This is a genomic window from uncultured Friedmanniella sp., from assembly GCF_964244285.1.
Taxonomy (GTDB): Bacteria; Actinomycetota; Actinomycetes; order Propionibacteriales; family Propionibacteriaceae; genus Microlunatus.
The window spans coordinates 296,268-309,820 of sequence record NZ_CAXTHT010000004.1 but is presented as its reverse complement, the minus strand read 5'-3'; the positions used below and the strand labels follow the sequence as shown (position 1 = coordinate 309,820).

The 13,553-nt window shown below is 72.5% G+C and carries 12 protein-coding genes; 5 read left to right on the top strand and 7 right to left on the bottom strand.

The annotated features are described in order from the left end of the window. The first annotated feature begins 9 nt into the window (after positions 1–9). Entirely contained in the window at positions 10–1,452 is a 1,443-nt protein-coding gene (locus tag ACFE7W_RS12655) for a YcaO-like family protein (RefSeq protein WP_375425151.1), read from the top strand. Positions 1,453–1,515: 63 nt separating this feature from the next. Here the strand turns inward: ACFE7W_RS12655 and ACFE7W_RS12650 are convergent, their stop codons facing one another. The 4 genes from ACFE7W_RS12650 to ACFE7W_RS12635 are packed head-to-tail and all read right to left on the bottom strand — an operon-like array spanning position 1,516 to position 5,934. Then, positions 1,516–2,481: a hypothetical protein gene (locus ACFE7W_RS12650; RefSeq protein WP_375425150.1), complete on the bottom strand. Its 966-nt coding sequence runs from the start codon at positions 2,479–2,481 to the stop codon at positions 1,516–1,518. After that, positions 2,478–3,728 carry an MFS transporter gene (locus ACFE7W_RS12645; protein ID WP_375425149.1) on the bottom strand — a complete coding sequence of 417 codons (1,251 nt, stop codon included), beginning with the start codon at positions 3,726–3,728 and terminating at the stop codon, positions 2,478–2,480. The genes ACFE7W_RS12650 and ACFE7W_RS12645 overlap by 4 nt, the downstream gene beginning before the upstream one ends. Positions 3,729–3,766: 38 nt before the next feature. Beyond that, positions 3,767–5,140 carry an alkaline phosphatase family protein gene (locus ACFE7W_RS12640; protein WP_375425148.1) on the bottom strand — a complete coding sequence of 458 codons (1,374 nt, stop codon included), beginning with the start codon at positions 5,138–5,140 and terminating at the stop codon, positions 3,767–3,769. Beyond that, positions 5,137–5,934 carry a type 1 glutamine amidotransferase gene (locus tag ACFE7W_RS12635; RefSeq protein ID WP_375425147.1) on the bottom strand — a complete coding sequence of 266 codons (798 nt, stop codon included), beginning with the start codon at positions 5,932–5,934 and terminating at the stop codon, positions 5,137–5,139. Before ACFE7W_RS12635 ends, ACFE7W_RS12640 begins: the two co-directional genes overlap by 4 nt. Before the next feature lie 85 nt (positions 5,935–6,019). Between ACFE7W_RS12635 and dnaE the strand changes: the two genes are divergently transcribed. Next, the gene (dnaE, locus tag ACFE7W_RS12630) at positions 6,020–9,583 is read left to right on the top strand and encodes a DNA polymerase III subunit alpha (RefSeq protein ID WP_375425146.1); all 3,564 of its coding nucleotides are present in this window, start codon (positions 6,020–6,022) and stop codon (positions 9,581–9,583) included. 31 nt (positions 9,584–9,614) lie between these two features. Further along, positions 9,615–10,247, top strand: a complete 633-nt coding sequence (locus ACFE7W_RS12625; protein WP_375425145.1) for a hypothetical protein — start codon at positions 9,615–9,617, stop codon at positions 10,245–10,247. Here the strand turns inward: ACFE7W_RS12625 and ybaK are convergent. Then, a complete protein-coding gene (gene ybaK, locus ACFE7W_RS12620; protein ID WP_375425144.1) occupies positions 10,224–10,709 on the bottom strand; it encodes a Cys-tRNA(Pro) deacylase in 486 nt (161 codons plus the stop codon). The two genes, ACFE7W_RS12625 and ybaK, sit on opposite strands and share 24 nt — an antisense overlap. Positions 10,710–10,790: 81 nt before the next feature. Here ybaK and ACFE7W_RS12615 point away from each other — a divergent pair, with 81 nt between their 5' ends. Further along, positions 10,791–11,462: a response regulator transcription factor gene (locus tag ACFE7W_RS12615; RefSeq protein WP_375425143.1), complete on the top strand. Its 672-nt coding sequence runs from the start codon at positions 10,791–10,793 to the stop codon at positions 11,460–11,462. Then, entirely contained in the window at positions 11,459–12,841 is a 1,383-nt protein-coding gene (locus tag ACFE7W_RS12610) for an ATP-binding protein (RefSeq protein WP_375425142.1), read from the top strand. The genes ACFE7W_RS12615 and ACFE7W_RS12610 overlap by 4 nt, the downstream gene beginning before the upstream one ends. On the opposite strand, the gene ACFE7W_RS12605 is transcribed toward ACFE7W_RS12610, so the two are convergent. Together ACFE7W_RS12605 and ACFE7W_RS12600 are read right to left on the bottom strand one after the other, a co-directional pair. After that, positions 12,744–13,091, bottom strand: a complete 348-nt coding sequence (locus tag ACFE7W_RS12605) for a transcriptional regulator (RefSeq protein ID WP_375425141.1) — start codon at positions 13,089–13,091, stop codon at positions 12,744–12,746. The two genes, ACFE7W_RS12610 and ACFE7W_RS12605, sit on opposite strands and share 98 nt — an antisense overlap. Before the next feature lie 40 nt (positions 13,092–13,131). Next, positions 13,132–13,551: a hypothetical protein gene (locus tag ACFE7W_RS12600; RefSeq protein WP_375425140.1), complete on the bottom strand. Its 420-nt coding sequence runs from the start codon at positions 13,549–13,551 to the stop codon at positions 13,132–13,134. Positions 13,552–13,553: the final 2 nt, after the last annotated feature.

Sequence of the window (13,553 nt, the reverse complement as noted above, 5' to 3'; positions counted from 1 at the left end):
AGTCACGAGGTGGCTGACTCGCTGACCGCTTTCGCCGACGTGCTCGCGGGCTTCGGGGAGGTTCTCGACCTCGACATCTCGTCCCTCGACCGGATCGGCGTGCCGGTGACCAGCTGCTCGCTGCTGTCGGGCGGCGAGTTCGTGGCGCACGGCAATGGCTATGGTGCCGACCTTGATGCCGCCCGCCTGAGCGGGCTCGGTGAGCTGGCCGAGGGCGTCCTGGCCGCGGCAGCGGTGGAACGGCTGCGGCCCCGGGCCCGTCAGGCCTGCTACGCCGAGCTGGTCGCCCAGCTCGGCACCGAGGGGGTCGCCGACCCGCGGACGTTGTGCCTGCCCGCCGGCAGCGCCTACGTCGAGACGATGCCGCGCACCTGGCTGCCGATGACCCGCGTCCGGACCGGTGGGGAGGTGTGGGTGCCGGTCGAGCTCGTGGCCAGCGAGCCGGGTGACCTGGCGTCGGGGTACGAGCCACTGCTGACGCCCATCACCAACGGGCTGGGCGCCGGCCTGGACCCGGTCCGCCCGCTGACCCACGGTCTGCTGGAGATCCTGCAGCGGCACACCAACGGGCTCCGCTTCCGGGCACTGGACTCCCGCTCGCCCGAGATCGACCGGGCCGGGTTGCCTGCCTCGGTGGCGGCGCTGGTCGCCCGGGTCGAGCAGTCCGGCGTCGAGCTGGTGCTCAAGCACGCCGCGAGCGAGCTGGGGGTCTGCTCGACCTACGTGATGGGCGTCGACCCCACGCCGGGGTCCAAGATCCAGGTCACGGCGTGCGGTGAGGCCGCTCACCCCTCGGCGGAGGTCAGCCTGACCAAGGCCGTGCTCGAGTACGCCAACTCCCGGGTCCGCAAGACCTTCGCTTTCGGACCGGCCGAGCGCTCGCGTCCGTTGGCCCCGGACCGCTACTGGGCTGCGTTGGGTGGGGCGGGGGAGGTGCGCGCGACCGAGGCCATGCGCGTCTGGCGAGACCTCTCCACCGAGGACCTGAGCCGGTTGACCGGACCCGACCGCCGCCACCACGTCGACTACGACTCGATCCTGACCGGCGGAGCTGAGCCCCAGGCCGGCCAGCCGCTGCTCGACCACGTGCTCGAGAGTCTGGCGGGCCGCGGTTCCAGCGCCGGTCACGACGTGCTCGCGGCCACCATCACGGTCGGCGAGGTGAACGTGGCCAAGGTCGTCGTCTCCGGGCTGGAGGTGGAGACCCTCTCCTACGGCCGGATCGGCGAGGCGAACGCCCGCGACCTGCTCGGCACCGACCTCGACCTCGTACGCCGCCAGGACGGCCCGAGCGTGACCCACCCGGACCGCATCGTGCTCACCACCGAGGCCGAGGAGCGGCTGGGCGGTCCGGTCTGGTACTCCTACGCCGCCGCGGCCCACCTCGTCGGTCCGCTCTACCCGCTGTACCGCGAGCCCGGTCGGCACACGGTCACCGTCGTGGACGCCTGACGCGCCCTTCGAGAGGCTCACGGAACGGTGGGCAGCAGGCTCTGGGAGGGTGGGGCGGCAGGTTCAGGAGACCGTCGGCGGTGAGGGCGACTCGGCGTCGGCGGCGAGCTCGCTCGGCTGGTCGGACCCGTCGGCCGGCACGGACCAGACGTCGATCCGACCGCTTGCGGGGTCGAGCTTCCCGTAGCCGATGGTGTGGTCGTTCAGCCAGGTGCCCTGGTCGTCGACGTTGCCCGGCTCGGCGAGGGGCGTCCGGTGGCCGCTGCCCAGGTCGTAGACCTCCAGCCGCCAGGTGAGGTCCGGCAGCCGACGCTTGTAGACGACCCGTGTTCCGTCGGGGGAGAGCGAGGGGCACTCGACGCCGTCCGCGAGCACGCTCACGGTCTCGGCGGTGGCGTCGCCCTGGACCAGGTAGAAGTGCTTGCCGGTGGCCATGGTGGCGTAGAAGGTGTTGTCGTCGGCGGCGAAGCTGACGCCCCAGAAGTTGGCGTCCTTGGGGGGCGACCCGCCCTTGCCCTCGGCGTCGACGAGCCGGAAGTCCTCCAGGCTGGTGTTCAGCACGCCGGTCTCGGTGTCGAGGATGCCCGAGCGGGTGGAGAAGCCGGAGCTGGTGTAGGAGTCGCCGGCCACGAAGACCGTCCAGGCCACCATCCGGCCGTCCGCCGACAACCGGGCCCGGGTCGGCACGCCGTTGATCGGCAGCGTCCGCAACACCGACAGGTCCGGGTTCACGACATCGAGGGCGAACGTGCCGGGTGCGCTGTCGTCCGCGCGGAGGCAGACGGCTCGGCCCGCCGCGGTGAACACCCGCGCGCAGCTGACCCGGGTCTGCGCCCGGGACCCGTCCGAGCGCACCACCGCCAGCCGGCCCGTCGCGGTGTCCCGGACGACCATCCCCGGCGTCCGCAGGTCCACCGCAGGATCGACCTCGACCTGAGGTGCAGGCCTGGTCAGCGCCCAGGCGACGGCCGTGGTGGCCATCACCAGCGTGACCAGGACGGTCAGCAGCATCTTCGTCCGGGTGGTCACGCCACCCGCCTCGTCCCCCGGAGCAGCAACGCGCAGAACGGCAGGAGCAGGGCGGCGACGCCGGCCGCGGTGAGGCAGGCCGTCTGGACGCCGACGTGCTGCCAGAGCAGCCCGAAGACGACCGACGAGACGACGTAGGCGAGCGCCTGCCCGGTCTGAAGCAGCGCCAGCCCGGTGGTCCGCAGGTGCTCGGGCACCAGCGGGACGGCCAGCGCCACCAGGACGCCGTCGGTGGCGGCGTAGAAGGCCCCGTACAGGGCGAGCACCAGCCAGATCGGCCCGGCGCCCGAGCTCAGCAGCAGGTACACCGCCAGCAGGCAGCCGTAGCCGGTCACCACGACCGGCCAGCGGCCCAGCCGGTCGGCGAGCCGGCCGAGGGGGACCGCGAGGACGAGGAAGGCCAGGCTCGTGCCCACGGCCAGCAGCGGGAAGGCGCGGACCGGCAGGTCGTCGCGGTCCTGCAGCACCAGGTAGACGAAGCCGTCGCCCACCGTGGCCAGGCCGAGCAGGGCCGCCACCACACAGAGCCGCCGGAACGTGCCGGCGGCCAGCAGCCGACGCACCCGCAGCCCGCGCTCCGGGTCGGGGTCAGGGTCGGGCGCGGGATGCAGGGAGCGGTCGGGCTGGCCCTCGCGGACGAACAGCGCCAGCACCACCAGGCCGACCACCGCGGCGCACAGGCTGCCGACGAAAACGGCGCGGTAGCCCTCCGAGCTGGCCAGCAGCAGCAGGCCGAGGGCGGCGAGCGGGCCCAGGAAGGCGCCGACGCTGTCCATCGCCCGGTGCACGCCGAACGCCTGGCCGAGGTCGCGCCCGTCCACCGAGGAGGCGATCAGCGCGTCCCGGGGAGCGGTCCGGACCCCCTTGCCGGTCCGGTCGGCGACGATCACCGCACCCACCGCCGACGGCACGTCGGCGGTGCCGAGCAGGCCGATCTTGGCCACGGCGGACAGTCCGTAGCCCACCAGGGCGACCACCTTCCGCCGTCGGAAGCGGTCGGCCAGGTAGCCGCCGAGCAGCCGGGTGAACGCGGTCGAACCGGTGTACAGGCCGTCGAGAACGCCGTACTGCGAGATGCTCAGGTGCAGGCCGAGCACCAGGTAGGCCGGCAGCACGGCACTGACCATCTCCGAGGAGACATCGGTGAACAGGCTGGTCAGACCCAGGGCGAGCACGTTGCCGGTGGCGATCCGACGCAGCGTGCCGCCACTCAGGCGGGCGTTCTTGACGCCCTCAGCGAGGTACATCGTCTGCCGGGTCCCGAGCCGTGTTCGTGGGGGTCAGGTCAGGTCAGCCGCACGTAGTCGAAGTACGTCCGGTTCGGGGTGGCGGCGACGCCGTCGTCGTGGGTGACCATCGAGATCGTGTAGGAGTGGCCGGGCGTCACCTTCATCGTGACCTTCTTCCACGACCCCCGCTTGGCACACGTGCGCGGCAAGGGGGTGGAGGTCTTGCCCGAGCTGTTGCGCCGGACCACCACCGTCGCCCAGGCCTTCGCCTTCGTGTCGGTGCACCGGCCGGCCCACCACAGGCTCAGCGTGTGTCGGCCGCTCGGCACGGTCACCGTCTGGCTGATGATCGAGTCACCGGTGGTGGCCGCGGTCGAGCCGGCGACCGCGGAGCGCTTGCCGTGGTGGTGCAGGCGGCGCGAGGTCGAGGTCTTCCCCGAGACCGCCCAGCGGGTCAGCCCGGGCTCGAAGCTGCCGTTGCTGACCCCGGTCGTCGCCCGGGGCGAGGTCGTCCAGATGGTGCGCAGCGGGGTGGCGCTGGTCGCGTGGCCGAGCGGGGCCAGGCCGTACGCGTCCTCGATCGTGCGCAGCAGCGTGTAGTGGTTCATCCACTCCGCGTACGTGCCGGGGCGGACCTGCTGGCCCACCAGCAGGGTGGGGATCTGGTTGACCGTGCCGCCGGCGTTCTCGTCGAAGGTGACGACGAGCAGGCTGTTGTGCTTCTTCGCCCAGCGGGCGTAGCCGTCCAGGTTCTTCTTCACCCACGCGTCCCCGGTGGCCACCGAGCAGTCGTGCATGTCGTGGCACATGTTGGGGGTGACGATGCTGACGGCGGGGAGCTTGTCGTAGTCGCTCGGGAAGGCCGACATCGGCTTGCTCTGCTTGGCGGTCGTGGTGGAGAAGTTCACCCACGGGCTGTGCTTGCGGCGGTAGTTCCCGCTCTTGCAGCCGGTGTAGCCCGCCTTCGGCAACGACTCGGAGTACCCGGTGAAGGTGAGGCCGGCGGCGCTCAGCTGGCTGGCCAGGTTGTCGGTGGCGCCCAGCCGGGCGGGGCAGCTGTCGTCGACGACACCGTGCTGGCTGCCCGAGAAGAGGGCCACGTAGTTGCCCTGGCTGGGGTGGGTGACCCCGTAGGACTGGCTCATGTTCGCGCCGCGCTTGGCCAGCGCGTTCAGGTAGGGCGCCTTCGAGCTGCCGATCACGCTGTGCCGGTTCTTGTTCTCCAGCATCACCACCACCGTGTGCGCCGGTCGGGGAACACCGCTGACGGCGACCGTGGTGGCCGCGGCCACCGGTCCCGCCGCGCCCGCTCCGGCTGTCGCGGTGCCCACCGCGCCGCTGACGAGGGCGAGCAGACCCAGACCCACACCGAGACGGCGCAGGACGAGACGTCGTGTCGGCAGCGGCCGGGCCGAGTTCGCGAAGATCATGGGTGCTGCTCTCCGGTCGGGCCCCCGCCTGGAACGTGAGTGGCTGAGCCTACGCGTCCGGCCGGGGCGGTCAAAACCCCGGCGAACTGCTCGCTCAGGCCACGCCAGGCGGGCACCAGGGCGGCGTCGAGGCGTTCGACCTCGGCCAGCCGGGCGTCGGCGACCGCGGCTTCGAGCTCGCCTGCCGCCACGTCGGTGTCGGCCCAGCGGCGCAGCGTCGCCGGGTCGACCTCGGGATGGAACTGGACGCCCCAGGCCCGACGGCCCAGCCGCAACGACTGGACGGCGCCCGTCGACGTCGTCAGCACCACCGCTCCGGGCGGCAGCTCGGTGACCAGGTCGTGGTTCCAGTGCACGGCCTCACTCAGCTCCAGCCCGGTCAGCAGCGTGTCGGCCACCGATGCGGCCGTCCGGTCGATAGGCCGGACGCCCAGCTGGGGCCCGGTGCCCGAGCGCGCGACCCGCCCACCGCAGGCCACGGCCAGCAGCTGCAGCCCCAGGCAGATGCCGAGGGTCGGCAGCTCGTCGGCCACCGCGCGGGCCAGCAGCTGCTTGGTCGGGGTGAGCCAGGGAAACGCCGCGTCGTCGTCGGCACCCATCGCCCCGCCGAGGACCAGCAGCCCGGCGTACGGGTCGAGGGAGAACGGCGGCTCCTCGCCCTCATGGCAGGCGAAGACGTCCAGCTCACAGCCCGCTTCGACCAGCCACTGCCCGACCCGTCCGGGCGGACAGTCGGCGGCATGCTGGATCACGGCGACGCAGGGAGCGAGGCCCTCCCCGACCAGCTGACCCACGGTCGACCTCCCCGGTCCGCGCGCCGTCGGCGTTTGCCCGACGGTCCGGCTACTGTAGGCGGGCGGCAGACGAAGGGATCGGTTGATGGCGGACAGCTCCCCTCACGGCGGTGGTTTCGCCCACCTCCACGTGCACTCGGAGTACTCCATGCTCGACGGGGCGGCCCGGGTGGCCGACCTCTTCGCGGGCGCGGCCGCGATGGGCATGCCGGCGGTGGCGATGACCGACCACGGCAACCTGTTCGGCGCCTACGACTTCTACTCCAAGGCCGCCAAGACCGGCGTCAAGCCGATCATCGGCCTCGAGGCCTACGTCACCCCCAAGACCCACCGCAGCGAACGCAAGCGGGTGCGCTGGGGTGAGGGTGCAGGCGGTGCCGGTAAGGACGCCAACAGCGGTGACGACGTCTCCGGCGGCGGCGCGTTCACCCACATGACGCTGTGGTCGGAGACGACCGAGGGGATGCACAACCTGTTCCGGCTGGGCTCGCGCAGCTCGCTCGAGGGCTACTTCTACAAGCCGCGCGCCGACCGCGAGCTGCTGCAGACCTACGCCAAGGGGTTGATCGCCACCACCGGCTGCCCCTCGGGTGAGGTCCAGACCTACCTGCGGCTCGGCCGCTACGACGACGCGGTGGCCAGCGCCGCGGAGTTCAAGGACCTGTTCGGGGCGGAGAACTACTTCGTCGAGCTGATGGACCACGGGCTCAGCATCGAGAGCCGGGTCCGCGCCGACCTGCTGAAGATCGCGCGTGACCTGCACCTGCCGCTGGTGGCCACCAACGACCTGCACTACGCCCACCAGGCCGACGCCGCGGCCCACGAGGTGCTGCTCTGCGTGCAGACCGGGGCCACCATGGCCGACACCAACCGCTTCAAGTTCGACGGCGACAGCTACTACCTGAAGTCCCCGGCGGAGATGCGCGCGCTGTTCGCCGAGCTGCCCGAGGCCTGCGACAACACCCTGGCCATCGCCGAGCGCTGCGACATCGCCTTCACCGAGGGCAGCGGCACCTACATGCCGCGCTACCCCTGCCCGCCCGGGGAGGACGAGTCGTCCTGGTTCATCAAAGAGGTGGAGTCGGGTCTGCGGCGCCGCTACCCGCGGGGCGTGCCCGAGGCCAGCCGCAAGCAGGCCGAGTTCGAGACCGGGGTCATCCTCTCGATGGGCTTCGCCGGCTACTTCCTCGTCGTCGCGGACTTCATCAACTGGGCCAAGGAGAACGGCATCCGGGTGGGTCCGGGACGCGGCTCGGGTGCCGGGTCGATGGCCGCGTACGCGATGCGGATCACCGACCTCGACCCGCTCCAGCACGGGCTGATCTTCGAGCGCTTCCTCAACCCCGACCGCGTCTCGATGCCCGACTTCGACATCGACTTCGACGAGCGCCGGCGCGGTGAGGTGATCCGCTACGTCACCGAGAAGTACGGCGACGACCGGGTCAGCCAGATCGTCACCTACGGCACCATCAAGGCCAAGCAGGCGGTCAAGGACGCCTCGCGGGTGCTCGGCTACCCGTTCGGGGTGGGGGAGCGGATCACCAAGGCGATGCCGCCGCCGGTGATGGGCAAGGACGTGCCGCTGGCCGGCCTCTTCGACCGCGAGCACCCCCGCTACGGCGAGGGGGGTGAGTTCCGCGCGCTGTACGACAACGACGCCGAGGTGGCGAAGGTCGTCGACACCGCGCGAGACCTGGAGGGCCTGAAGCGCCAGTGGGGCGTGCACGCGGCCGGTGTGATCATGTCGAGCGAGCCGTTGATCGACATCATCCCGATCATGCGTCGCGAGCAGGACGGCGCGATCATCACCCAGCTGGACTACCCGACGTGCGAGGCGTTGGGCTTGATCAAGATGGACTTCCTGGGACTCCGGAACCTCACGGTCCTCGACGACGCCGTCGCCAACATCGCGTTGAACCGTGACTTCGAGCTGGTGCTGGAAGACCTCGAGCTGGACGACGCACCGACCTACGCGCTGCTCGGGCGGGGCGACACCCTGGGGGTCTTCCAGCTCGACGGCGGGCCGATGCGCTCGCTGCTGCGGCTGATGCGCCCGGACAACTTCGAGGACATCTCCGCGGTCCTGGCGCTCTACCGGCCAGGGCCGATGGGGGCCGACAGCCACACCAACTACGCGCTGCGCAAGAACAAGCGCCAGGAGATCACCCCGATCCACCCCGAGCTGGAGGAGCCGCTCGCGGAGATCCTGGGCACGACGCACGGCCTGATCGTCTACCAGGAGCAGGTGATGGCGATCGCGCAGAAGGTCGCCGGCTACACCCTCGGCCAGGCCGACCTGCTGCGGCGGGCGATGGGCAAGAAGAAGAAGTCGATCCTCGACGCCGAGTTCGTGCCGTTCTCGAACGGGATGCGCTCCGCGGGCTACGGGGACGCCGCGATCACGGCGCTCTGGGACATCCTGGTGCCGTTCTCGGACTACGCGTTCAACAAGGCGCACACCGCTGCGTACGGGCTGGTCTCGTACTGGACGGCCTACCTCAAGGCCAACTTCCCGGCCGAGTTCATGGCCGCGCTGCTCACCTCGGTGGGCGACGACAAGGACAAGATGGCCATCTACCTCAGCGAGTGCCGGCGGATGGGCATCTCGGTGCTGGCGCCGGACGTCAACGAGTCGGCCGCCAACTTCACCCCCGTCGGCACCGACATCCGCTTCGGCCTGACCGCCATCCGCAACGTCGGGGCGAACGTGGTCGAGGGCATCGTCTCGGCGCGAGACCAGCACGGCAAGGCGGGCAGCTTCCACGGCTTTCTCGATGCCGTGCCGCTGGTGGTGTGCAACAAGCGGGTGATCGAGTCGTTGATCAAGGCCGGCGCGTTCGAGTCGATGGGGCACACCCGGCGGGCGCTGATGAGCGTCTACGAATCCGCCGTCGACGGGGTGCTGGACCTCAAGCGGAACGAGGCCCACGGCCAGGACGGCTTCGACTTCGGGTTCGGTGAGGATGAGGACTCAGCCGTCATCTTCACCGGCGTCGTGCCGGACCTGGCGGACTGGGACAAGCGCACCAAGCTCGCCTTCGAGCGCGAGATGCTCGGCCTCTACGTCAGCGACCACCCGCTGCAGGGGCTGGAGCACATCCTGCTCGCCGAGCGGGACCTGGCCATCGCCGACCTGCTCGCCGACGACGGGCCGAAGGAGGGCATGGTCACGATCGCCGGCATGATCACCAACGTCACCCGCAAGACCACCAAGCGGGGCGACATCTGGGCGGTGATCACCGTCGAGGACCTCGAGGCGTCGGTCGAGGTGCTGCTCTTTCCGAAGGCCTACGACCTGGTCTCGACCGTGCTGGCCACCGACGTGGTGGTCAAGGTCAAGGGCCGGGTGAAGCGGGACGACGACGCCGTCTCCATCAGCGCCCAGGAGCTGACGCTGCCCGACATCAGCGACGCCCCGTCCGGTCCGGTGGTCATCTCGCTCCCGGCCGTCCGCTGCACCCAGCCGGTCGTCCAGCAGCTGCGTTCGGTGCTGGCCGCCCACCCCGGGATGACCGAGGTGCGGCTGAAGCTGCAGTCCTCCGGGCGGACGACGGTGATGAAGCTCGACGCGCAGCTGCGGGTGACGCCCTCCCAGCCCCTGATGGCCGACCTCAAGGCCCTGCTGGGGCCGTCGTGCCTGGCCTCGTGAACCTCGGCCCCCCCACCAGCGCCGTGACGCCGTGGCCGAGGTCCTGACGCCCGGCCCGGCTGCGTCGGGGCCGGCCGAGGGGCCGTCGACGTCGGCGGGGTCGTCGCGGCCCTCCTGGCGGCGCGCGAGCGTGGCGGGCGGCCTGCTGGTGGCGCTCGGGCTGGGCCTGGGCGTCCTGGGCGGCGTGCTCTGGTGGGCTTTGACGGACCTGCCGAGCTACGTCGTGGGCAGCAACGGCGGGGCGAACACCACCGAGCGGGGGCTTGCCGAGGTGCTGGGCGGCGACGCCTGGTTCGCGGTGATCGGGGCGGTGGTCGGGCTCGCGCTCGGGCTGGTCGCCTGGCGCCGGCTGGGCCGGGTGGGCTGGCCGGTGGTGCTGCTGGCGACCGGGACCGCCGCGCTCGCCGCCCTGCTCTGCTGGGCGGTCGGCCGTGAGCTGGGACCTGGTGAGTTCACCGCGCGGCTGGCGGCGGCCAAGCCGGGGGACCGGGTCCCGATCGAGCTCACGCTGCAGGCCCGGGCGTCGCTGCTGGTCTGGCCGTTCTTCGCCGTCATCCCGGTGCTGCTCGGCTCCTCCCTCGGCCGCGACGAGGAGGACCCGCGTCCGGCGGCAGGCCCTCCGGCCGGCTCGGCGCCCGGCTCAACGGGCGACGGCGGCGGTTAGCGCCCCGGTCACCGCCACCAGGTCCGCGGGCGCGAGCTCCACCTGGAGGCCGCGCTTCCCGGCCGAGACGTGCACGGTGGTGAAGTCCGCGGCGGACGCGTCCACGACCGTCCGCAGCCGGGTCCGCTGGCCGAACGGGGAGATGCCGCCCAGGACGTATCCGGTGCTCCGGGTGGCCGCGCCGGGGTCGGCCATCACCGCCCTCTTCGCCCCCAGGGCGCCCGCCAGCGCCTTGAGGTCCAGCTGGGCCGCCACCGGCACCACCGCGACCACCAGCTCGCCGCCGAGGTCGGCCAGCAGCGTCTTGAACACCCGCGCCCGGTCCAGGCCGAGCGCGGCCGCCGCCTCGTCCCCGAAGTGCCGTTCGCCCTGGTCGTGGGCGTAGGGGTGCAGCGTGAACGCCACGCCGGCCCGGGACAGGGCCTGCGTCGCCGGGGTGCCGCCACTCGATGCCTTCGCCACGTCCTGATCATGACAAGGCGCTGGCCGATCATGACAAGCCGCTGGCCGATCATGACAAGGAGATGGGCGATCATGTCTCGCATGGCCGGCTCGCGCATCCTCGTCGTCGAGGACGCCGAGGCGATCCTCGTACCGGTGCTGGCGGCGCTCCGCGGGGCCGGGTTCGCCGTCCGCGGGCTCGCGTCCGGCGTCGCCCTGGAGGACGAGCTGACCGCGTTCGGACCGGACCTGGTGCTGCTCGACGTGATGCTCCCGGGCCGGGACGGCTTCGAGCTGCTCGCGGTGGTGCGCCGGTCGAGCCGGGCGGGGGTGCTGATGCTGACCGCCCGCGACACCACCGGCGACCGCGTCCGGGGGTTGAGCGGCGGCGCGGATGACTACCTGGTCAAGCCGTTCGCGATGGCCGAGCTGGTGGCCCGGGTCCAGGCCGTACTGCGTCGGGTGGTGCCGGGCGGGGCCGAGATCGCCGTGGGCGACCTGACCATCGCCGACGACGGCGCCCAGGTCCGACGAGCCGGCCGCCTCGTCGAGCTGACCGAGACCGAACGCCGCGTCCTGGTCTACCTGGCGGCGCACCGGGGCCACGTGGTCAGCAAGCTCCAGCTGCTCACCGGGGTCTGGGGCTACGAGGGGTTCGGCGAGAACGTCGTCGAGGTGCACGTCTCGTCGCTGCGACGCAAGCTCGAGGCGGCCGGCCCCCGACTGGTGCACACGGTGCGCGGCCGGGGCTACCGGTTGGCCGACCAGCCGTGACGCCGGCTCGCGCCAGGTCCGAGCAGCGCGGACCGCTGCGGACGGTGTCGCTGCGACGACGCGTCACCGCGGTCGTCACGGGGGTGGTGGCCCTGGTGGTGCTGCTGCTCGGGATCACCGTCGACCAGACGTTCGCCCTGCAGACCGACCGCAGCCTGGGCACGCTGCTGGACGGGCGGGCCCAGCTCGGCCGTCAGCTCGCGCGGAACGGGGTGGGTCCGCAGCAGATCGTCAACCGCGTCGGGGTGAGCGGCGTGGACGCCACGCTGACGCTGCGCAACGGCACGGTCTACGGCGACCCGCTGCCGACTCCGGCGTCGCCCCGGACGGTGTCGACCCGGCTGGGCGGGACGGGACGGGTCCGCGGGGCCACGTTGGTGCTGACGGCGGACACCGACCTCACCCGGACCGCCGCCGCGACCCTCCGCCGGATCCTCCTCCTCGCCGGGCTGGGCGCGGTGCTGCTGTCGGCGCTGCTGGTCGCGCTGGCCACCCGGTACGCGCTGGCGCCGCTGGCCACCATGGCCGGCCTGGCCCGACGGATCGCCGACGGCCGGCGCGGCTCCCGGCTGGCGCCGACCCGACCCGACACCGAGCTGGGCCGGACGGCGTCGGCGTTCGACGACATGTTGGACGAGCTGGAGGGGGCCGAGGCCCGAGCCGTCCGGTCCGAGGCCGCCACCCGGGCGTTCCTGGCCGACGCCGCCCACGAGCTGCGGACGCCGGTGACCGGCATCTCCGCCGCGGCGGAGACGCTGCTGCACCATCCCGAGCTCACCGACGCGGACCGCGAGCAGCTGGAGGTGCTGCTGGTCCGGGAGGCCCGGCGCGCCGGCACCCTGATCAGCGACCTGCTCACCGCCGCCCGGCTCGACGCCGGCGCAGAGCTGCGACGCGTCCCCGTCGACCTCCTGGACCTGGCCGAGGACGAGCGCGACCGGCTGGCACTGACCGCTCCGGGAGTGACCGTCCAGGTCTCCGGTCAGGCGCCGCAGCTGGCGCTGGACCCGGAGAAGGTCACCAGCGTGCTGCGCAACCTGGTGGACAACGCCGTCCGCGCCGCGGGCCCGGAGGGTCGGGTCGAGATCCGGCTGGCCGCGGCGTCGGGTGCGGGTGCGGAGGTGTTGGTGCTGGACTCGGGGCCCGGCGTCCCGGTCGAGGAGCGGGAGCGGATCTTCGAGCGCCTCGTCCGGCTGGACCGTGACCGCGGCCGCGACTCCGGCGGCTCCGGTCTCGGGCTGGCCATCGCCCGCGGCTGGGCCCAGGCCCACAGCGGCACCCTCACCTGTGTCGGGCCGCCGCCGGGCGTCCCCGGGGCGGCCTTCCTGCTCCGGCTGCCTTCGCTACCGGTCCCGGCCGAGCACAGAGCGCTGCCGTGACGGCCCGGCTCGCAGCCTGGTCCGCGATCTGCCGCAGCGCGTCGAGGTGCCGGGCCAGGGAGGTCCGGCCCTCAGTGATCAGCGAGAGCCAGGTGCGGGGCAGCCGCTCGTGCCGGCCCTTGCGGACGGTCAGGTAGCCGACCTCCTCGAGCGCGTAGACGCTCTTCGAGAGCGTCGACTTGGTCAACCCGCAGCCCTCGAGCACGGTGGCGAAGACCGCCTCGTCGCAGCCCGACAGAAACGCGGCCACCTGGAGCCGGGCGGAACTGTGGAGAGCCTCGTCCAGGCATTCAGCCACGGTCGACGCGCCGCCGGGTCGCGACCGCCATGGCCAACCCACCCGCCACCGCCAGCACCAGGTAGGTGCCCCGCGTCGCCCGAGTGGTCGACAGCGGTGCCGGGACCAGGGAGAGGGCGCAGACGGCCAGCACGACCGCGGTGGTGCGTCCCCGCCCGCGTAGACCGCGGACCTCTCCGGCCGCGCGCAGCCGGAGGACCAGCCAGCCTGCGGCGGCCCAGAGCGCCAGCGCCACGACGACGCCCGTCAGCCATCCGGCGGTGCTGAAGGGCAGCAGCGCCAAGGCGAGAAAGCCGAGCGCGACCGCGACCCCAGCCAGGGCCGGCGTCCCGGACGGCAGTCGCGGCGACTCGGCGGCAGACCGGGCGCGCTCGGCTCGAGTGAGGTGGTCGGCAGCGGTGCGGGGATCCATGA